General features: G+C 69.5%; 16 protein-coding genes. 5 read left to right on the top strand and 11 right to left on the bottom strand.

Annotated elements, in window-relative coordinates:
- Nucleotides 1–49 precede the first annotated feature (49 nt).
- Nucleotides 50–592 carry a LemA family protein gene (locus ABGI63_RS05650; protein ID WP_349741463.1) on the bottom strand — a complete coding sequence of 181 codons (543 nt, stop codon included), beginning with the start codon at nt 590–592 and terminating at the stop codon, nt 50–52.
- The gene (gene queC / locus ABGI63_RS05645; RefSeq protein ID WP_349741462.1) at nt 589–1,308 is read right to left on the bottom strand and encodes a 7-cyano-7-deazaguanine synthase QueC; all 720 of its coding nucleotides are present in this window, start codon (nt 1,306–1,308) and stop codon (nt 589–591) included. The genes ABGI63_RS05650 and queC overlap by 4 nt, the downstream gene beginning before the upstream one ends.
- A 63-nt stretch (nt 1,309–1,371) precedes the next feature.
- On the opposite strand from queC, the gene ABGI63_RS05640 reads away from it, so the two are divergent.
- From ABGI63_RS05640 to ABGI63_RS05630, 3 genes are all read left to right on the top strand, one after another.
- Nucleotides 1,372–2,928, top strand: coding sequence for a DUF4139 domain-containing protein (locus tag ABGI63_RS05640; RefSeq protein ID WP_349741461.1), 1,557 nt, complete (start codon nt 1,372–1,374; stop codon nt 2,926–2,928).
- A gap of 20 nt (nt 2,929–2,948) precedes the next feature.
- Nucleotides 2,949–3,563: a DUF2238 domain-containing protein gene (locus tag ABGI63_RS05635; protein ID WP_349741460.1), complete on the top strand. Its 615-nt coding sequence runs from the start codon at nt 2,949–2,951 to the stop codon at nt 3,561–3,563.
- Between the two features lie 102 nt (nt 3,564–3,665).
- Nucleotides 3,666–4,556, top strand: coding sequence for a bile acid:sodium symporter family protein (locus tag ABGI63_RS05630; protein WP_349741459.1), 891 nt, complete (start codon nt 3,666–3,668; stop codon nt 4,554–4,556).
- Here the strand turns inward: ABGI63_RS05630 and ABGI63_RS05625 are convergent.
- Both ABGI63_RS05625 and ABGI63_RS05620 read right to left on the bottom strand, forming a co-directional pair.
- On the bottom strand, nt 4,516–6,795 hold the full coding sequence (locus tag ABGI63_RS05625) for a xanthine dehydrogenase family protein molybdopterin-binding subunit (RefSeq protein ID WP_349741458.1): 2,280 nt from the start codon (nt 6,793–6,795) through the stop codon (nt 4,516–4,518). The genes ABGI63_RS05630 and ABGI63_RS05625 overlap by 41 nt on opposite strands.
- Nucleotides 6,792–7,271 (bottom strand): (2Fe-2S)-binding protein, encoded by a 480-nt coding sequence (locus ABGI63_RS05620; RefSeq protein ID WP_349741457.1) that lies wholly within the window; start codon nt 7,269–7,271, stop codon nt 6,792–6,794. The genes ABGI63_RS05625 and ABGI63_RS05620 overlap by 4 nt, the downstream gene beginning before the upstream one ends.
- 57 nt (nt 7,272–7,328) lie before the next feature.
- On the opposite strand from ABGI63_RS05620, the gene ypfH reads away from it, so the two are divergent.
- Both ypfH and ABGI63_RS05610 read left to right on the top strand, forming a co-directional pair.
- Nucleotides 7,329–8,045, top strand: coding sequence for an esterase (gene ypfH, locus ABGI63_RS05615; protein WP_349741456.1), 717 nt, complete (start codon nt 7,329–7,331; stop codon nt 8,043–8,045).
- A 133-nt stretch (nt 8,046–8,178) separates the two neighbouring features.
- The gene (locus ABGI63_RS05610; protein WP_349741455.1) at nt 8,179–11,136 is read left to right on the top strand and encodes a transglycosylase domain-containing protein; all 2,958 of its coding nucleotides are present in this window, start codon (nt 8,179–8,181) and stop codon (nt 11,134–11,136) included.
- A 6-nt stretch (nt 11,137–11,142) separates the two neighbouring features.
- On the opposite strand, the gene ABGI63_RS05605 is transcribed toward ABGI63_RS05610, so the two are convergent.
- The 7 genes from ABGI63_RS05605 to ABGI63_RS05575 form a co-directional block, all read right to left on the bottom strand.
- Nucleotides 11,143–12,858, bottom strand: a complete 1,716-nt coding sequence (locus ABGI63_RS05605) for a M14 family metallopeptidase (protein WP_349741453.1) — start codon at nt 12,856–12,858, stop codon at nt 11,143–11,145.
- Between the two features lie 87 nt (nt 12,859–12,945).
- Nucleotides 12,946–13,710: a LytR/AlgR family response regulator transcription factor gene (locus ABGI63_RS05600; protein ID WP_349741452.1), complete on the bottom strand. Its 765-nt coding sequence runs from the start codon at nt 13,708–13,710 to the stop codon at nt 12,946–12,948.
- Nucleotides 13,707–14,774 carry a sensor histidine kinase gene (locus ABGI63_RS05595; protein ID WP_349741451.1) on the bottom strand — a complete coding sequence of 356 codons (1,068 nt, stop codon included), beginning with the start codon at nt 14,772–14,774 and terminating at the stop codon, nt 13,707–13,709. Before ABGI63_RS05595 ends, ABGI63_RS05600 begins: the two co-directional genes overlap by 4 nt.
- A gap of 79 nt (nt 14,775–14,853) precedes the next feature.
- Nucleotides 14,854–15,612 carry a class II glutamine amidotransferase gene (locus ABGI63_RS05590; RefSeq protein WP_349741450.1) on the bottom strand — a complete coding sequence of 253 codons (759 nt, stop codon included), beginning with the start codon at nt 15,610–15,612 and terminating at the stop codon, nt 14,854–14,856.
- 5 nt (nt 15,613–15,617) lie between these two features.
- Nucleotides 15,618–16,853 carry an NAD(P)/FAD-dependent oxidoreductase gene (locus ABGI63_RS05585; protein WP_349741449.1) on the bottom strand — a complete coding sequence of 412 codons (1,236 nt, stop codon included), beginning with the start codon at nt 16,851–16,853 and terminating at the stop codon, nt 15,618–15,620.
- 106 nt (nt 16,854–16,959) lie between these two features.
- Nucleotides 16,960–19,488, bottom strand: a complete 2,529-nt coding sequence (locus ABGI63_RS05580; RefSeq protein ID WP_349741448.1) for a TonB-dependent receptor — start codon at nt 19,486–19,488, stop codon at nt 16,960–16,962.
- A gap of 241 nt (nt 19,489–19,729) precedes the next feature.
- Nucleotides 19,730–20,434, bottom strand: a complete 705-nt coding sequence (locus ABGI63_RS05575) for a 2OG-Fe(II) oxygenase (RefSeq protein ID WP_349741447.1) — start codon at nt 20,432–20,434, stop codon at nt 19,730–19,732.
- Between the last annotated feature and the right edge of the window lie 144 nt (nt 20,435–20,578).

Genomic DNA, 20,578 nt, shown 5'->3' with positions numbered 1-20,578 from the left:
GTTTATGCAGCGCCCCCCGACTTGCCAACAAAACAATCGCAATAAGCTTCTACAGCGAACGCGCCTCGGCAAAGCCGTAGAGGCTGGCCAGCACCCGGGTCGGGAACTGCCTCGCCGCCTCGTTGTACTGGCTGACCGCCTGGTTGAAGACCTGGCGCGAGAAGGCGCGCTGGCGTTCGATCAGTTTCAGCTCGGCCAGCTGAGCCTGGATCTCGGCGTCCCGACCGAGCTCCCCATGGTGCTCGACCAGGGACACCAGCCGGGTCAGCGCCGCCGCATGGACGGCCGTGGCCACCGCCAGGCTGGCCACCGGGTCGCCCGCATAAGGCTTGCTCCGGGCCGCCAGCACGGCGGCCTGCACCTCGGCCTGGGCACTGTCCAGCGCGTCGAAGGCGGCCTGCTCGCTCTCCAGCGCCGGCCGCGCCAGGGTCAGCAGCCGGGCGCTGACCTCGGCGCGCGCGCCGAACTGCTGGTCCAGCTGCACAAAAGCCTCGCCGATCGCATTGCGCAGCCGCATCAGGCGGTTGTAGGCACCGATGCCCCAGAACAGCAGCAGCGCCGCGACGATCCACCCCAAGGTCGACCAGCTCATGTCGCGATGTACTCCGCATGGCCGCGCGCGCGCAGCTCGCAGGCCGGGCAGCTGCCGCAGCCATAGCCCCAGGCGTGCCGGGTCTTGCGCTCGCCCAGATAGCAGGTGTGGGTGTGTTCGATGACCAGGTCGTTCAGCGCCGCGCCGCCCAGGCTCTCGGTCAGCGCCCAGGTCTGGGCCTTGGTGATGAACATCAGCGGCGTCTCTATCGTCATGGGCGCATCCAGGCCCAGGCTCAGCGCCACCTGCAAGGCCTTCAAGGTGTTGTCGCGGCAGTCGGGGTAGCCCGAGAAATCGGTCTCGCACATGCCGCCCACCAGCACCGAGGCGCCGCGCCGGTAGGCCAGGGTCGCGGCAAAGCTCAGGAACAGCAGGTTGCGGCCTGGCACAAAGGTGTTGGGCAGTCCATTGGCCTGCATCGCGATGGCGCGGTCCTCGGTCAGCGCGGTGTCGGAGATCTGGCCCAAAAGGCTCAGGTCCAGCAGATGATCCTCGCCCAGCTTGGCGCCCCATTCGGGAAACTGGCGGGCCAGCTCGCTGCGCACGGTCAGCCGGCATGCGAGCTCGACGCGATGGCGCTGGCCGTAGTCGAAGCCGAGCGTCTCGACCTCGGCATAGCGTTGCAATGCCCAGGCCAGGCAGGCGGTGGAGTCCTGGCCGCCGGAGAACAGCACCAGGGCTTTGCGGGATTGGTTGGCTTGGGGCGGGGTGGTCATGGTCGTAGCGGCGGGACGAAGCCCGCATGTTATGTTCCTCGCCGCACAGTGAGGAGGACGGCAATGGAAACAAAGTTTCATATTCTGCTCTGGGCGGCGCTGGGACCCGCGCTGGCCCAGGCCCAGGCCGGCCGCATCGAGCAGGTGCTGGTCTATCCGGGCGGCGCCAGTGTCGAGCGGGTGCTGGCGGTCAAGGCCGGCCAGCAGCAGCTGAAGATCGCCTGCCTGCCGGCCCGCTTCGATGCCGACTCGCTGCAGCTGCGCGCGCCCGAGGGCAGCGGCCTGGCGATCGGCGAGATCACGGTGCAGACCGTCGCGCGCGCGGCCCTGCCCGAATGCGCCGACTCGCCGCTGGACACGCGCATCCGCGAGCTGCAGGAGCAGCAGGCCGCGCTGGCCGCCGAGGCCGAGGCCCATGAGCTGGCGCTGGGCTATCTGAAGAGCTACACGGCACCGAGCGGCCAGCCGGCGTCGATAGCGGCGACCGCCGAGACCCTGCGCCGCAGCGGGCTCGACACCTTGCAGCGCCAGCAGGCCCTGCAGCGCCGCAAGCAGGCGCTGGAACGCCAGCTGGCACCGTTGACGGCCGAGCGCGACCGCCTGTTGCAGGCCAATCCGCAGCTGCGGACCGTGCTGGTGCGGCTGGCCGCGCCGCGCGATGCCGAGCTGCGCCTGTCCTACCGGCTCAGCCAGGCCGGCTGGGAGCCGGTCTACCGCGCCTATCTCGACAGCCGCTCCGGCCAGGTGCGGCTGGAGCGCCATGCCCAGGTCGCACAGCACAGCGGCGAGGACTGGAGCCAGGTCAGGTTGCGCCTGTCGACCACCCAGCCGCGCCAGGCCACCGGCATGCCGCCACCCAGATCCTGGACCCTGGACCTGCTGCCGCCGCCCAGCGCCGAGCTCGCACGGCCGGCGCCGGCCTATGCAGCCGCCGCCGCAGCGCCGGCACCACGCCAGGCCGACGGCCCCGAGCTGAACTTCAATGTGGCGGTGTTCCACGGCGAATTCGCCACCGAGTTCGAGGTGCCGGGCCGGGTCTCGGTCGCGGCCGATGGCCAGCGCATCGGTCTGGCCCTCGGCCATCAGATGCTGGATGCGCAGCTGATGGCTCGCGCCAACCCGAGCACCGAGGCCCAGGCCTATCTGGTGGCCGAGAGCGCGCGCCCCGCCGGCGTCTGGCCGGCCGGGCCGCTGCAGCTGTTCCGCGACGGCGACTTCGTCGGCCAGAGCCAGCTGCGCGTGGCCAACCAGGAGCGGCTGGACCTGTTCTTCGGCCGTGATGAACGGCTGCGTGTGACGGTAGAGCCCGAGCAGCGCAATGCCGGCGACCGCGGCCTGATCGGCAGCCGTGCCGAGCAGCAGATCGGCCGCGCCTACCGCATCGAGAACCTGCAGCAGCGCCACCTCAGCGTGCAGATTCTCGAGGCCGCGCCGGTCGGTCGCCACGAGGACATCAAGGTGCAGACCCGCTTCGACCCCAAGCCCGCCCTGGCCAGCTGGCGCCAGCAGCCGGGCATCGTCGCCTGGCAGTTCGAGCTGGCGCCCGGCCAGAGCCAGCGCCTCACGGCCGACTATCTGATCGGCTATCCCAAGGACGCCCGCATCGGCGGCCTGCGCTGATCCCCACACCGAGGCTGTCGATGACACGCACCCCCTCTCTCGTCCTGATGGGCCTGCTGCTGCTCGCCGCCCTCGTGCTGTCCGGCTGGCAGCCCTATGACCGCGCCACCTGGCTGATGGAGGTGGCGCCGGTCATGATCGCCGTGCCGCTGCTGGCCGCCACGCGCGCGCGCTTCCCCCTCAGCCCGCTGATGTACGGGCTGATCTTTGCGCACTGCCTGATCCTGATACTCGGCGGCGCCTACAGCTATGCGCGGGTGCCGCTGGGCTTCTGGATGCAGGAGCTGATGGGGCTCTCGCGCAACCCTTACGACAAGATCGGCCATTTCGCCCAAGGCCTGATCCCGGCCCTGCTGGCCCGCGAGATCCTGCTGCGCGGCGGCCATGTGGCCGGGCGAGGCATGGCCGGCTTTCTGGCGGTCTGCGTCGCGCTGGCGGTCAGCGCGGTCTACGAGCTGATCGAATGGTGGGCGGCGCTGGCGCTGGGCCAGGGCGCCGACGAGTTTCTCGGCACCCAGGGCGACCCCTGGGACACCCAGTCGGACATGTTCCTGGCCCTGCTGGGCGCGCTGGTCGCCAGCTTGCTGCTGGCGCGCTGGCACGACCGGCAGTTGCGGGCGCTGGCGACCCACTAGCCTCGCCAGCCTCGGGCATACCCGGGGCCTCGAAATCCCGCTGGTGGGCCGGAGCTCGCACGGCCAAGATCGGCGCCTCAGCAACCCCTCCAGCCACGCCCGATGACCGCCCTGCTGCCCACCCTCTTGCTGATCTCGCTGGCCCTGGTGATGCTGGGCGTCGGCCTGTCGCTGAGCCTGGATGACTTCGCGCGGCTGCGCCGCCACCCGAAGGCGGTGGCCATCGCGCTGCTGCTGCAGATGCTGCTGCTGCCGCTGGCCTGCTTCGCGATGATCAAGCTGGTCGGCCTGCCGCCGGTGATGGCGGTGGGCCTGATGCTGCTGGCGGCCTCGCCGGGCGGGGTCTCGGCCAATCTGTTCTCGCATCTGTTCGGCGGCCATGTGGCGCTGAACATCTCGCTGACCGCGATCAACACCTTGCTGTCGGTGCTCACCATGCCGCTGATCGCCAACCTCGCGTTGCAGCATTTCATCGGCGAAGGCGTCGTGCCGCTGCAGACCGCCAAGGTCGCCGAGGTGATGGCCGTCGTGCTGCTGCCGGTGGTCGTCGGCATGAGCGTGGCGCGCTGGCGCCCGGCGCTGGCGGCGCGGCTGGAGAAGCCCTTCAAGATCTTCAGCGCCGTCGTGCTGGCCCTGCTGGCGCTGGGCGCGATCGCCAAGGAGTGGCGCGCGCTGGCCGACTCGGCCGCCAGCATCGGCGCCATCGTGCTGGCGTTCAATCTGCTGAGCCTGCTGTCGGGCTACTACCTGAGCCGCGCGCTGGGCCTGGCCAAACCGATGGCCACCGCGATCAGCTTCGAGATCGGCATCCACAACTCGACGCTGGCGTTGTTTATCTCGCTGAGCGTGCTGCAGAACTTCCAGATGGCGCTGCCGGCGGCGGCCTACTCGGTCAGCATGTATGTCGTCGGCACCTTGTTCGGCCTGTGGCTGCGCCGCAGCGACGCCGGCGCTAGGACAGCAGCGGCAGGCGCCGACGCCGCTCGCCGGTGAGCGCAAACCAGGCATTGGCCACGGCCGGCGCCACCGGCGGGGTGCCGGGCTCGCCGACGCCGCTGGGCGCATGGCCGCTGGCGACCAGATGGGTCTCGATGCGCGGCGTCTGCGCCAGGCTCAGCAGCGGATAGTCGGGAAAGTTGCGCTGCTGCACGACGCCGTCCCGGATGTCGATGCGGCCGAACAGCGCCGCCGTCAGCCCGAAGATGATGGCCCCCTCCATCTGGCGCTCGACGATGGCCGGGTTGACCACGGTGCCGCAATCCAGCGCGCAGACCACGCGCAGCACCTGGGGCCGCCCGCCCGGGTCCTGCGCCAGTTCCACGACCTGGGCGACGATGCTGCCGAAGCTCTCGTGCAGGGCCAGGCCGCGGGCTTGCCCCGTCGGCAAGGCCTGACCCCAGCCGGCCTTCTCGGCCGCCAGTCGCAGCACCGCCGCGTGGCGCGGCAGCCCGTCCAGCAGGCTCAGGCGGTAGTCCAGCGGATCGGCCCCGGCCGCGTGGGCCAGCTCGTCGACAAAGCTTTCGATGAAGAAGGCATGGTGCGAATGACCGACCGAGCGCCAGAAGCCGACCGGCACGCCGCTGTGCGTGGCCAGGTGGGCGATGCGCTGATGCGGCACGGCATAGGGCTGGTCGAACAAACCCTCGGCCGCGGTCTTGTCCGGCAGGTCCACCGGCCCGGCCAGCGCCGGCAGCACCCGCTCCATCCAGCGCGGCGAGATCGCATCGCCGGCGCTGCCGATGCGCAAGGCCAAGGGCTTGCCGTCCTCGCCCAGCAGCGCTTCGCAAAAGGCCGCGCCGGCCGGGCGGTAGAAGTCGTGCCTCATGTCCTCCTCGCGCGACCACAGCAGTTGCACCGGCCGACCGCCGGTCTCCAGCGCCACCCGCACGGCCTGGCCGACGAAATCGATCTCCAGGCGCCGGCCGAAGCCGCCGCCCAGATAGCTGACATGCACGGTGACCGCCTCGGGCGCGACGCCGGCCACGCGCGCGGCCAGCTCGCGGGCCAGACCCGGGACCTGGGTCGGTACCCAGAGCTCGACCCGGCCGTCGCGCACCCGGGCCGTGCAGTTCATCGGTTCCATCGCCGCGTGGGCCAGATAGGGGGCTTCGTAGAGCGCCTCGATCTTGCGGCCCAGGCCGGCCAGTGCACGGTCGGCATCGCCCTCACTGGCGAAGGCCAGCCCGTCGGCGGCGGCGCGCCGCGCCGCCTCGGCCAGCGCGGCGGCGATGTGCGCGCTGTCCAGCGCCCCGGCCGGCCGGCCCTGCCACTCGATCTCCAGCGCCGCCGCGGCACGCAACGCATGCCAGCTGTTGCGCGCGACGATGGCCACCGCCGCCTGGCCGCCGGCATAAGGCCCCAGCGATACGACCCGCTCGACCCCGGGCTGGCGCAGCGCCGCGTCGACCGGCAGCGCGCCGGGCGCGCCGCCCAGCGCCGGCGCATGGCGGATCGCCGCATACAGCAGGCCGGGCGGCCGCGCATCGATGCCAAAGCGCGCCGAACCATCGATCTTGGCGGCCAGGTCCAGGCGCGGCGCGGACTGCCCGATCAGGATCCATTGCCCTCTCGGCTTCAGCCCCACCTCGCCGGGCGGCGTGGCGGCCGCCGCCTGAGCGAACTCGCCGTAATGGGCGCTATCGCCCGAGGCCACATGGCTGATCACGCCGGCGGTGATGCGCAGCTCGGCCAGCGGCAGCTTCCAGCGCAGCGAGGCCGCGCCCAGCAGCTGCTGGCGGGCGGTGGCGGCGGCCCAGCGCAGCGGCTCCCAGGCATCCGCGACGCTGGAGCTGCCACCGGTGGCATTGATACCCAGCTCACGCGCCAGCTTGGCCACGGTCCAGGCCCCCAGTCTCGCGGCCGGGCTTTCCTGGCCCGGCTCCAGGCTGCGCGGCGGGAGCGGCAGCTGGCCGACGAACATCGCGACATTGCCGTAGAGCGACTCGTGGCCGGCCGCGATCAGCCGCAGCCGCGCCAGCGGCACGGCCAGTTCCTCGGCCACCAGCTGGGCCAGCGCGGTATGCACGCCCTGGCCCATCTCGCTGCGGTTCATCGCCAGCAGCACGCTGCCGTCGGCGGCGATCTTGATCCAGCCGTTCAGGCCGATCTCGCCGTCGACCACGGCCTGCGTCTTCGCATGGCCCAGCCGGCTGCGTGGCGGCAGCGCGGCAAAGCCCACCAGCAGGGCGCCGGCCGCACCAAGACCGGACAGCAGCAGCGTGCGGCGCTTCATTCGCGCTTGCCCGCCGGCTTGGGCGCGCTGCTCATTTGGGCGGCCACATCCTTGATCGCCGCGCGCACGCGCGGATAAGTGCCGCAGCGGCACAGATTGGTCATCGCCGCGTCGATATCGGCATCGCTGGGCCTGCGCTTGCTGGCCAGCAGCGCGGCGGCGGCCATCAGCATGCCGCTCTGGCAATAGCCGCACTGCGGCACCTGGTGGGCTATCCAGGCCTGCTGCAGCGCGCCGGCTGCCAGGCCCTCGATGGTCGTGACGGCCTTGCCCTGCACGCTGGCCAGCGGCGTCACGCAGGCACGCGCGGCCTGGCCATCGATATGCACGGTGCAGGCACCGCAGGCCGCGACGCCGCAGCCGAACTTGGTGCCGGTCAGGTTCAGCCCGTCGCGCAGCACCCACAGCAGCGGCATGGCGGCATCGTCCGCATGCGCGGGCAGCGCATGGATCTGCCCGTTGACCTTCAGTTCCATCCCTGCCCTCTCTCCGCCTGCGACGCCGCCCGGCGTTCCGCGATTCACAATAGCGCCATGAGCAAGCCCGACCTCCCCACGCCCACCCTGATGCTGCTGCCCGATGGCCAGGCGCCGCAGCTGTTGTTCCTGCTGTTCCACGGCCTGGGCAGCGATGGCTCGCAGATGGCGCCGCTGGCCCAGGCCCTGCGCGCCCAGTACCCGCAGGCCGCGGTGCTGAGTATCGATGCGCCCGATGCCTTCGACGGGGCAACGACTGCGGCCGCAGGTTACCAATGGTTTTCGCTGCAGCGGATCGACGACAGCAGTCGCATCGAACGGGTCGCGGCCGCGCTGCCCGGCTTCATCGCGCTGGTGCGGCACTGGGCGGATCACTTCGAGCTGCCCTGGGAGCGCGTCGCCCTGGGCGGCTTCTCGCAGGGCGCCATCATGGCGCTGGAGGCGGTGCAGGCCGAGCCCCGGCTGGCCGGCCGCGTGCTGGCCTTCGGCGGCCGCTATGCCAGCCTGCCCCAGCACGCCCCCGAGGAGGTCAGCCTGCACCTGCTGCACGGCATGGCCGACGAGCGCATGCCCTACCGCGACATCGTGCAGGCGGCCCAGATCCTGGTGCAGCTGGGCGCCGATGTCACCGCCGACGTCAAGCCCGGCATCGGCCACGAGCTGCACCCCGAGCTGATCGCCAAGGCGATGGAGCAGCTGCGCACCTTTGTGCCGGCCCGGCTGTGGCGCGAGGCCGTGCTGGCGGCCGCCGAGCAGGATCGCAAGCCCAGCTGAGGGCGGCGCCGCGATGCGCCGATAAGCGGGCGATCCGGGCCGCTCATCGGCCGCTCATATGCGGGATCGTCGCTTGCTCCGGCCGGCGCGAAAGCACAGACTGAAGACCGGTCAAGCGTGATGCGAGGCGGTCATGGCAAGGGCGGTCGGACTGATCTGGCTGGGTGGCGGACTGGCGGCCACGGCGGCGCTGGCGGGCTTCACCGAGCTGCGCAGCTCGCGGCTGCAGGCCACGTTGTGGTCATCGGCGGCGCGCGAGGCCAGCTACCGCGTCGAGGCCGGCCCCAGCCCCCGCATCAGCTTCCCGGGCGACGGCCCCTACGACGAGCGCATGGGCTATAGCGCGCTGCCGCAGCACCTCGAGCGCCTGCAACAGCAGGGCTTCGTCATCGCCAGCCAGGCCCGCCAGTCGCCGCAGCTGCTGGCCATGGCCGAGCAGGGCCTGTTCATCCCCTACCGCGAAAAAAGCCAGGCCGGCCTGCTGCTGCGCGACTGCCGTGGCGAGGCCTTGCTGGCGCTGCGCCAGCCGCAGCGCCAGTACGCGCGCTTCGAGGACATCCCGCCGCTGCTGGTGCAGACCCTGCTGTTCATCGAGGACCGCCATCTGCTCGACGAGGACGCGCCGCGCCGCAATCCGGCGCTGGACCCCGAGCGCTTCGGCAAGGCCGCGCTGCAGCAGTTGCAGCAGCGCATCGATGCCAGCCGACCGGCGTCCGGCGGTTCGACCCTGGCCACCCAGATCGAGAAGTACCGCCATTCGCCGCAGGGCCGCACCGGCTCGGTCGGCGAGAAGCTGCGCCAGATGGCCTCGGCCTCGCAGCGCGCCTATCTGGACGGCGAGCAGACCCTGGGGCGCCGGCGCGAGATCCTGCGCGACTATCTGAACACCGTGCCGCTGGCCGCGCGGCCCGGCATCGGCGAGGTGCACGGCATCGGCGACGGACTCTGGGCCTGGTATGGGCGCGATGCCGACAGCGTCAGCCGTCTCCTGCTGCAGCAGACCGACGCGAGCCCGGCCCAGGCCCTGGCCTACAAGCAGGCGCTGTCGCTGCTGATCGCGCAGCGCCGCCCGAGCCAGTTTCTGCGCGGCGACGGCCAGGCGCTACGGCGCCTGACCGACAGCTACCTGCGCCTGCTGGCCGAGGCCGGCGCGATCCCGGTGGCGCTGCGCGATGCGGCGCTGCCGCTGGCGCTGACACGGGCCGAGCCGGGGCCGCAGCCGCAGCGGCCCGATTTCGTGCAACGCAAGGCCAGCGGCGCGCTGCGGGTCAAGCTGGCCGCGCTGCTGGACATGCCGCGCAGCTACGAGCTGGACCGGCTCGATCTGGCGGTGCAGACCAGCCTGGACGGCCGCGCCCAGGCCCTGGCCACGCGCACGCTGGCGGGGCTGCACAAGCCCGAAGCGGCGCGCGCCGCCGGGCTTTACGGCCCCCATCTGCTGGAGGCCGGCGCCGACCTGCGCCCGCTGGTGTTCAGCCTGACGATTTACGAGCGCGGCGCGCACAGCAACCGGCTGCGCGTGCAGGCCGACAGCCTGGCCCAGCCCTTCGACGTCAATCTGGGCGCCAAGCTGGACCTGGGCTCGACCGCCAAGCTGCGCACGCTGATCTCCTATCTGGAAGTCATCGCCGAGCTGCATCAGCGCTGGGCCGGCCTGAGGCCCGAGGCGCTGCGCGCGCTGGCGCCGTCCGGCCGCGATGCGCTGTCGCTGTGGGCGCGCGACTACCTGCTGCAAACCCAGCCGCCGCGCGAGCTGCCGGCGATGCTGGACGCCGCGCTGCAGCGCCGCTACTCGGCCCATCCGGGCGAGGCCTTCTTGACCGGCGGCGGCCTGCACCGCTTCGAGAATTTCGCGCCCGAACACCAACACCAGCAGTTTTCGGTCAGCGAGGCCTTCAAGCACTCGGTCAATCTGGTCTTCATCCGGCTGATGCGCGACATCATCCAGCATCGCATCCACGGCGGCGACGCTGCCGCGCTGCTGGCCGAGCCCGGGCATCCGCGCCGCCAGGCCCTGCTGCAGCGCTTCGCCGCGGCCGAGGGCGGCCACTATCTGGCCGGCTTTCTGCGCAAATACCAGGGCCTGTCGGCCGCACAGGCGCGCGAGCGGCTGCTGGCCGACACGCGGCCAACGCTGCCGGCCCGCGCCGGCCTGCTCTATCTGCTGGAGCCGGCGGCCGACGAAGCGCGGCTGCGCGCCTGGCTGGCCGAGCATTTGCCCCAGGCGAGGGTCGATGCCGCCATGCACCGCCGCTACCAGGCGCTGTCGCTGGCCGACCGGGCCTATCTGGCGGGCCGCCACCCGCTGGAGCTGTGGCTGGTGGGGCACTTGCAGCAGACGCCGGACGCCGGCCCCGAGGAGCTGCTGGCGGCCAGCGCCGAGGCCCGTCAGCAGGCCTATGCCTGGCTGTTCAAGACCCGCCAGCGCGCCGCCCAGGACCAGCGCCTGCGCCAGATGCTGGAGCGCGAGGCCTTCGACGGCCTGCTGCAGTCATGGCGCCGGCTGGGCTATCCCTTCGACCGGCTGACGCCCTCCTATGCCAGCGCGATCGGCGCCTCCGGCGACCGCCCGGCGGCACTGGCCGAGCTGATGGGCATCATCGTCAACCAGGGCGCGCGTCGGCCCCAGCAGCCGATCGAGGCCCTGCATTTCGCGGCCGGCACGCCCTTCGACACCCGGCTGGAGGCGCGCGGCGCAGCGGTGCAGCAGGTGCTGGCGCCGGCGGTGGCCGAGGCCGCCTGGCGCGCCCTGGTCGCGGTGGTCGAGGACGGCACGGCACGGCGGCTGCGCGGCGTGTTTCTCGATGCCCAGGGTCAGGCCTTGCCGGTGGGCGGCAAGACCGGCACCGGCGATCATCGCCAGACCCTGGTCGACAAGAACGGCCGCCTGATCTCGGAGCGCGTCGTCGAGCGCTCCGGCACCCTGGTCTTCACCCTGGGCGAGCGCTATTTCGGCACCGTCACCAGCTATGTGCACGAGCCCGACGCGGCGCGCTACCACTTCACCAGCGCGCTGTCGGTGCAGCTGCTGAAATCGCTAGGCCCACCGCTGCTGGCGAGCTTGCAGCGGGAGCACTGCGCGGCCGATTGACGGCGCTCAGTCCAGCACCACCTCGGTACGCACCGTGCCGGCCCGCTCGGCACTGGCGGTCAGCGCCAGCCGCGTGCCCTTGGGCGCGCGCACCACCCACTCGCCAACGGCCCGGTCGGCCGTGACCTCGCGGCTGGGCAGGAAGGCCTGCTGGCTCTGCTTGGGGGCATGGCCTTCAAGCTGCGGGCCTTCGATGCGCTCCTTGCCGCCGAGCAGGCTGATCTCGGGATTGCCGGGCGGCAGGTGGATCTCGAACATCACGCCGCGCACCACCTTGCGCTCCAGAGCCCGCTTGGTGATGTAGGCCGGCAGATAGCCGCTATTGGCCACCGCCAGGCGCACCCGCCAGGTGTCGGGGCCGAGCGCCCGCACCTCGGTGCGCAAGAGCTCCAGCTTGGGCAGGGACAGCGCGATCTGGTTCATCCAGCCCGGGAAGCGCGCGGCCTCGCGCTCGCGCAGATGCGGCGGCGGGTTGCGCCAGTAGTTCATCTTGTCCCAGCCGCCGATCTCGACCGCGCCGAGCTGCGGGTGCTGGAAGGGCCGCCAGTCCACATGGGCCCGGCCCTCGCACTGCTCGTCGCTCCACTTCAGCAGCTTCAGGTCGTCCTCGACCGGATGGTCGCGGTACCAGTCGATCCACTTATAGCCCTCGATGCCGGCCTCCTTGTTGGGCGACCAGATCTCGACCACCCAGAACAAGGCGCCCAGATGCTCGTAGACCCAGTCCTGCGTGCCGGAGATGACTTCCTTGGGGTGGTATTTGAAGTCGTGCCAGATGCTGATGGCCGGGTAGCCGCTGTGCTTGACGCCCAGCTCCGAGAAGCGCTTGTAGGCCCACAGATCCTCGGGAATCATGTCCTCGTCGCTGTGGCCGCCCATGGGGCGCAGGATCACGCCGCTGTGGGTGTGATAGCTGATGGCCGCGCCGATATTGGGGTGGCCGGTGATGAAGTCCACCATGGCCCGCACCTCGGGCTCGCTGGTCGGATAAGGGCCGGCGCCGACCTGCTTGTACTCCTGGCGCCACTCGCTGGGGAAGTTGCGATTCAGGTCCAGCCCCTCGCGGTCGCGGTTGACCGTCACTGTCAGGCCGTCGTGGTTCTTGACGAAACCCTCGGGGATCAGCCGGTAGTACTCGCCGCCGAATTCGCCGGGCTCGCGCGCCACCATCAGGCGCGGGTCCTGCTCATGCTTTTTGTAGCCGCCATGCGGGTCGGGCACGCGCATCGTCAGGATGCGGCCGTCGCCGTCGACGTCCTCGATGCTCAGGCCGTCGACCGGCTCCTCGTCATAGGGGTAGCGGCGGGTCGAGGAGCGGATGTGGCGCGGCCGCTCGGCCAGGGCCAACTCGGCGCCGTCGGGGTTCAGGCGCGGCACCATATAGATGACGCGGCTGTCCAGCAGCTGGGTCACCTGCCGGCCTTGCTCATCCGGGGTGCCGTACTTGAGCAGCAGGTCGTGCAGGTAGTACAGGCAGGTGGTCGAGGCGGTCAGCTCGGCGGCGTGGATATTGCCGTCCAGCCAGAAGGCCGGCTTGTCGATATCGGCGCCGGTGGCGGTATTGGTCAGCACCAGCACCCAGATGTCGCGGCCCTCGTAGCTCTTGCCGATGCTGCGCACCGAGACCAGATTGGGCCGCGCCTCGGCGTAGGCGAACAGGAGCTGGGTCAGCTCCTCGTAGCGGTAGAACTCGTCGAATCGCGGGCTGGGCAGGGCTGACATGGCGGGAGCGGTATTGGCAGTGCGGCCGATTGTGCCCAAAGCCCGGTCTTGCCGCAGCCGGGTTGACCCGCTTGGGTGCGCAGCGCGTCACTGGCCCTTGAACAGGCCCTGGAACTGGCGCGACACCGGCAGCTTCTCCTCGCGGCCCTTCAAGGTCAGCACCATGGTGTTCTCGTCGATGCGCAGGGCGCTGGCGATCTGGCGGCTGTTGACCAGCACCGAGCGGTGCACCTGCCAGAACTGCTCGGCGTCCAGGCTGGCCAGCAGCTCCTTCAGCGGCGTGCGTATCAAGGCCTCGCCGCCCAGGTGCACGACCCGGGTGTAGCGGTTGTCGCTCTCGAAGAAGATCACCTCCTCCGGCGCGATCAGCTTGACCTCGCGGCCCAGCGAGGCCTGGATCGGGCGCTGCAGGCGGGCCGCGGCCGCCTGCGGCAGCAGCTGCTGCAGCAGTGCCTGCAGATCGGGGACCGGCTGCCGGCGCTGCGCTCGGCCCTGCAGGCGCGTGATGGCCTGGCTCAGGCGGGCCTCGTCCACCGGCTTCATCAGATAGTCGACCGCACCGGCGTCGAAGGCCGAGATGGCGTGGTCATCGAAGGCGGTGACGAAGACGACCTGCGGCGGCGTGGCGGTGGCGGCCATGCGGCGCGCCACCTCGATGCCGCTCAGGCCGGGCATGCGGATGTCGAGAAAGCAGATCTGCGGCTCGTCGGCCAGATAGTCGTCCCAGGCGTCGACCCCGTTGGCGCTGGCGGCCACGATCTGCAGCTCGGGCCATAGCCGGACCAGCGCGGCGCGCAGCTGCTCGCGCGGGCCTTCTTCGTCATCGGCAATCAGGGCTTTGATATCGCTCATGGATGCGGGTCAATCGTGATGCGGGCCAGGCAGCCGGGCTGCTGCGGCAGGACTTCAAGCCGGGCGCGCTCGCCATGCAGCTGGGCCAGGCGGGCGCGGGTGTTGGCGAGGCCGACGCCATCGCAGGGCGCTGCCGCCAGGCCGGCGCCATCATCGCTGACTTCCAGCTGCACCCGGCCCGCTTCGGCGCGCACCTGCACCTCGATGCGGCCGCCGCGCAGGCTGGGCTCGATGCCATGGGCAATCGCGTTCTCGACCAGGGTCAGCAGGGCTCCGGGCGGCAGCTGCAGCGCATCGAGTCCCGGCTCGGCCCGCAGCGCCCAGCGCAGCCGCTCGCCCAGCCGGGCCTGCATCACCTCCAGATAGCTGCGCACGATGGCCAGCTCGTCGGCCAGGCTCAGCGCATCGCGCTCGAACATCGGCAGGGTGGCGCGCAGATAGCGGGTGAAGGAGCGCAGCGTGGGGCCGGCGCGGCCGTCCTGCGTGTCGACCCAGTGCTGCAGCGAGGCCAGGGTGTTGAACAGGAAATGCGGCTGGATCTGGGCCGTGGCGAGGCGGCGCGCCAGGCTCAGGCTGCGGGCCTGCTCGTCCAGCTCGGCCAGCCGGGCCTCGATCTGCTGGACACGGTACAGCGTCAGAAACCACCAGGCGCTCAGCGCCGTCACCAGCGCGCCGGTCACCACCAGCAGCGGCAGGACCGGCGTCGGGTGGCCCCGGCCCTGGTACAGCAGCAGGCCCAGCAGGAACAGCAGGGTCAGCAGCCAGCTGGCAATATTCAGGCGCAGCCGGCTCGGCCGCCGCCACAGCCAGCGCGCGACGGCCAGCGCGGCGGCCGCAGCAGCCAGGGTCAGCAGCAGCACCGGCAGGCCCCAGCCCTCGGGCAGCTCGGCACTGAAGATCAGCAGCATCACCAGGGTGTTGCCGTAGACATAGTGGTCGATGCCGCGCGGCCAGGCCTGGGTGCCGGCACGCGCCAGTTCCTCGGCGGCGAAGACCCGGCGCGGCCCGGGGCACAGCCACTGGGTCCAGTCCAGCGCGGCGGGCTTGCGGGTGGATTCGCTCATGAGTGACAGTCTAGGCAGGCGCCGGGCGCCGCTCGCTGGCGCTGCGGCGAATGGCGGATTCGGCGGTTGGGCGGTGGCTTCAGCGCGCCAGCAGAGCGCCGTCGACAAACACCTTCAGCTCGCCGGGCGCGAACGCGACCCAGGGTTCGTCACGGGTCAGCGGCTCGGTGGCGATCACCGCGACGCGGTCCTGGGCCGTGGTGTGATGGGCGAAATCGACGCTGAGGTCCTCGTCGCTGAGCTGGACCGGGCCGAAGGGATGGGCCCGCAGCAGATAGTGCAGGTGGGTGGAGCCATGGGCCCACAGTGCCTGGCCGTTGGACAAGAGCATGTTGAAGGTGCCGTGGCGCGCCAGCTGCGGCATCAGCTCGGCCAGCGTGGCGCTGAGCTCGGCGATGCTCGGCACATCGCAGTGCGCCTTGGCCAGCTCCTGCATCAGCCAGCAGAAGGCGCGCTCGCTGTCGGTCTGGCCGACCGGCTTGAAGGCGGCATGCAGGCGCGGATGGAAGTCGACCAGATTGCCGTTGTGCGCAAACACCCAGTAGCGCCCCCACAGCTCGCGCTGGAAGGGGTGGGTATTCTCCAGCGCCACCTGGCCCTGGGTGGCCTTGCGGATATGGGCGATGACGTTATCGCTCTTGATCGGGTAGTGCTTGACCAGCTCGGCCAGCGGCGAGGCACGGGCGCTGTGGTGGTCGACGAAATGGCGCAGGCCGCGGCCCTCGAAGAAGGCGATGCCGAAGCCGTCCTTGTGCTCGTCGGCCCGGGTAGCCAGGCCGGTGAAGCTGAACATCACATCGGTCGGCGTGTTGGCATTCATGCCCAGCAGTTGGCACATCAGGGCTACTCCAGAAACAGGCGGGTCAGCCCCTTGACAGTGATCAGGCTGCCGGGGTTGGCGGTCTCGTTGAGCACGCCGCTCATGCGCCGCAGGATGCGCGGGCTTTTCTGCGCGCGCCAGATCAGCAGATCGACCAGCCAGGGCGTGCCGTTGATGCGGTCGGCGCGGGCATAGAGATCGAATTTGGGCTTGAGTCCGCGCAGGCCCTGCTCGTAGAGGGCGCGCGCCGCGGCATCGTCCTCGCGATGGGCCAGCACCGCCTCGGCGGCCAGCATGCCGGTCTCCAGCGCCTTGCCTATGCCCTCGCCGGTGAAGGAGTAGGTGGAGCCCGCCGCCTCGCCGGTGACCATCAGGCCGGGCCGGCTCCAGCGCGCGCCCTCCAGACTGAAGCGCAGCGGCGCGCCCTTCAACTCGCCGACCAGTTCGCCCTCGCGCATCAGCTGCGCGGCGGGCTCGTAATGCGTGGTGAAGGCATCGAAGATGGCGCGCAGATTCAGCGCCTTCTTGGCCCCCTTGCCGGCGGCGGAGCTGTGGCTGCCGGTCACGCCGACACCGATATTGAAGCAGTCATCGGGCGCCGGAAAGATCCAGCCGTAGCCCGGCCGCAGCGCCCGGCTCCAGACCACGTCCATCGCCTTGATGCGGCCCACCATCGTGGGCGCCCGCACATAGCCACGCAAGGCCACGCCGCTGGGCGTGTGGCGCTCGCACATGCCGGCGGCGCTCAGGGCCATCGGCGTCGCGCCGGTGGCCAGCAGCAGCCAGCGGGCCCGGATCTCGATCAGCTGCTCGTCCTGCCTGAGCCGGGCGCCGACGACGCGGCCCTGCGCATCCTCCAGCGGCGCCTCGAAGCGCCAAGGCGTCAGCACACGCGCGCCGGCCGCCTGCGCCGCCTCCAGCAGCAGCAGATCCAGCTCGCGCCGCGGCAGCACCGCCAGATTCCCCGGCACATCGATGCGGCCGCCGCGCGGGCCTATGCAGCCCACATGCGCGATGCGCTGCGCCTTGGCCATCACCGCGTCCAGCACGCCGAGCCGCGACAGCGCGGCATGGGCATCCGGGATCAGGCCATCGCCGCAGATCTTGTCGCGGCCGGGCTTGTGCTGGTCGACCAGCAGCACATCGAGACCTTGCTGGGCCAGTCGGCGTGCGGCAGCCGAGCCGGCCGGGCCGGCGCCGATGATCAGCACCTCGCAGACAGAGGGCAGACCAACGACAGGGACAGCAGGCTCCGACATGAAATCCTCCTTGGATACGGCTTGCCATTCTAGGGAGGCCCGGACGGAGGCAAAAAAAGCCCGGCGCGGGAAGGCGCCGGGCTGATGGGCATAAGCCCTAGGGCGTTCAGCGGAAGCTGTACTGGGCCGTCAGCTGGAAGTACCGGCCGCGGCTTGTGTAGAGCTCGGCGAAGCCTTGCTGAGAGTTGGTGTTGTCGGTCGCGTTGGTCACGCTGAACGGGGGCATCTTGTCGAACAGATTCTTGATCGCGAAGCCCAGGGTCAGGTTCTTGACGCCGGCGTAGGACAGGCTCAGATCGGCCTCGGTGTGCGAGGACACCTTGCGCAGGACCGCGAGCTGCTTGAACTCATCGTAGTGCCTGTCGGTGTCCCAGAAGCCCGAGGTCGTGCGCACCATGGCGGTGGTGGTCCAGGGGCCCAGCTCGCTCGTCAGCGAGAACGCGGTGCGCCAGCGCGGGGTCGCGTAGGTGCCGTTGGACTCCTCCCAGGCGTCACCGGCCTTCTCGCGCCGGCGCTGATGCAGGTAGTAGGTGGCCGAGGCTTTGGCACTCAGCTTGCCGAACATGGCGGTCGACAGCTTGTAGCGCGCATCGACATCCACACCGCTGTAGTTCGACTGCGCGTAGTTCTGCAGGTTCTGGAAGATGCGCAGCTCACCCTTGCCGTCACGCTGGAACAGGCCGCGATCAATCGCCTGGTTCAAATCCAGTTCCTCGATGTTCTGGTCCTTGTCGATGCGCCAGTAGTCGACGCTGGTCGACAGCGCCCCTTGCTCGAACACCGCGCCGAAGTTGTAGCTCTTGGCGGTTTCGGGCTTCAGGTCGGCATTGCCGCCGGTCACGCTCTTGTAAGGCGCGAGAGCACAGGGGGCGGTCATGCCCACCTTCACGCATTGCTCTGCGGTCAGGTTGGCCGCGCCCTCGCCCGGATTGCCGTGCAGCTGCTTGAGCGTCGGCATCTTGAAGGACTGCGAGTAAGAGCTGCGGATCAGCACCTGGGGCAGCAGCTGCCAGCGGACACCAAACTTCGGGCTGGAGCGCGAGGCGCTGCCGTAATCGTCGTAGCGCAGGGCGGCCTGCGCCTCCAGCGTCTTGGTGATCGGCAGCTGCAGTTCGCCAAACACGGCATGCGCATCACGGCTGCGGTTGATGCCCGACTGCTGGATGCTGCCGACCACGGTGCCGGCCAGTTGCTGCGCATCCGGGGCGTCGACCAACTTTTCCTGCCAAGCGGAGAAACCGGCGGCATAACGAACAATGCCGCCAGGCAGCTTGAACCAGTCCCCACCGACTTGAGCATCAAGCGCCGTCAGCTCGGCCGTGCCCTTTCGCACCGGCGTGACCTTCAGGCTGTCGACCAGGGCCTGGTCATTCTGGTTGCTGGTGGCGTCCAGCTTGCCGCTGCCGGTGGCATCGTCCCACTTGGCACGGTCGTAGTAGCCGCTGTCGCGGTTGGTGGTCTTGGCCACGCCGTGCGACAGGCCCAGCTTCCAGTCCAGCTTCGCGGTGGTGCCCTCGACACCCAGGTCGATATTGTTGAAGGTGTTCTTGCGGTCGGTGATGCGCGGACCGCCTTGCATGAAGCGGCCCATGTAGTAGCGACCATCCGGCAGCAGGAAGTAGTCGGGCACCGGGTGGGCCTCGAAATGATCCTCGCTGCGCGAGCCCATATAGCGGGCATAGGCCTGGATATCGTCGGTCAGCTGCACCGTACCGGCAATCAGGCCGGACACACGATCAGCGCCGTTGTAAGCGGTCAACAGGCTGGCGTTGGGGTCATAACGGCAGGTGCCGTTGACCAGCTCGGTCGGGCAGGGCTTGACGGTTTCGCCGGTTGGGGCGAAATCATCGTTCAGGATATTGCCATAGGGCGAGAACGAACTGCGGCCGTCCAGATTCAGGCTTCCGATCGGACCGAAACGACGGAAGTCCATGGACTTGGAGATGTCGCGATCCTTGCGATAGATCGGGTCGCGCTTCAACACATCCAGCGCGACCAGCACATTGAAGCGGTCCTTGAACAGATCGCCAAAACCAGCGGCCACGCCGGCCTGCTTCTCGGTCGCGTCGCCACGGCTGGACTGGCCCCAGCCCGTCTTGAGCTCGACGCCCTGGAAGTCCTTGCGCAGGATGAAGTTGACGACACCAGCCACGGCATCCGAGCCATAGATGGCCGAACCGCCGTCCTTCAGGATTTCCACACGCTCGATCGCACCGAGCGGCAGCTGATTGATGTCGAACGCGGCGCCGGCGCCGCTGGCGTCGGCCAGCGGGTTGACCGGGACGCGACGGCCATTGACCAGCACCAAGGTCTGGGTGTCGCCCAGGCCACGCATGCCGACCGAGCCGGTGCCCGAGCCGCCGGGCGAATTGGAGCTCAGCTCACCCTGGTCGAAGACATCGACCGTCGACAGGGTGCGGATCAGCTCATTGACCGTGGTCGCGCCGGTGCGGCGGATGTCTTCACGGCTCACGACTTCGACCGGTGCGGGGGCTTCGCCATCGATGCGCTTGATGGCCGAGCCCGTCACCACGACGCGTTCCAGCTTGGTGTCGTTCTGCTGAGAAACTGCCGGCAGGGCTGCGGCGGACAGTGCGGCGGCAACAGCCAGGCTGACCGCATTGAGTTTGAACATGGGAACTCCTTGGGTACTGAGGATCGCCGGCTCGGTAGGGCCGGCGCCAAAAGAAAAGCCCCGGACAGTTCGCCGGGGCTTCGTACGCAGGAGTCTGCAGCACTTCATTTTCGAGCAAGGCCGCAGATGACGATTTGGGCATCCGTTTGTGCGGCAATTGCACCAAAGCAGGAATTGAAAGGGTAAATACCTAAATGAAAACGCGCAAAATTTGCATCAAAACAACGTTTCGAATTGCCATCTAGGCGCGGCGAACCCAGCCTGTGATCGAGAGCCGGTCACTTCCCGCAAACGGAGCCGCCTGGCTGACCGAATGCTGTTGCGGCACCTTGAACAGGTTCATGACATTGAAAAGCGGTGAGAAACCGCCCTCGACAAGCCCGCCCTGCCCATGAAACAGCAGCAGCCCACCCCAATCGGGTCGCCAGTGCCGGGTCAGATTGACCACATAGGCCATGACCCGGTTCTTGGCAGCCACATCATCGTCGTGGGTAGAGAGAAAGTGTCCCGGTCGATAGCGCGTAACCTGGGCATCGCAAAAGCTGATGCGTTCATCGCCAGCCAGGCGACGAAACGCCTCCAATGCAGCTTCTGAATTGATCGCTTGATGAAAATCGAACAGCGGGCCCTGCTTCAAGGCACCGCTGTCGACCTCGTCCGACAAGCGATAGCTGTCGAAGCAGTACTGAAAACCCGAGCGTGCGCCTGAATAGATCAGGGACTGCATTTGCTCCTGCTGCAATGGCGTCAGGCTGGCCAGTTCAGCGAGATCAAGATCCATGGACTTCGGCCCGCTGTTCACGGACAGCTTGAACGGGGCCTTCTCGGCCGCCTCGGCCAGGCGCTCGGCAGTTGGCGGCGCAAAAATCTCAGTCGCCTGCGCACGGCCGACCGACTCAAAACGATGGACGAAGTCTTCAGACTGGAGTGCGGAAAGCTGCAGCATCAGGGTGAACAGGGTGAATTGACGGGTAACGAAACGACCTGGTCTGCGTCCGGGTGGCTCCTCTTTTTGCCCGGCTCGATCGGGTCGGGGTCACTGCACTTTAGCCGTGCCAAGAAAAACGGCCGCATTGCTGCGGCCGTTGTC

Source organism: Roseateles cavernae, from assembly GCF_040187885.1.
Lineage (GTDB): Bacteria > Pseudomonadota > Gammaproteobacteria > Burkholderiales > Burkholderiaceae_C > Roseateles_E > Roseateles_E cavernae.
This window is presented reverse-complemented; position numbering and strand designations above follow the sequence as displayed.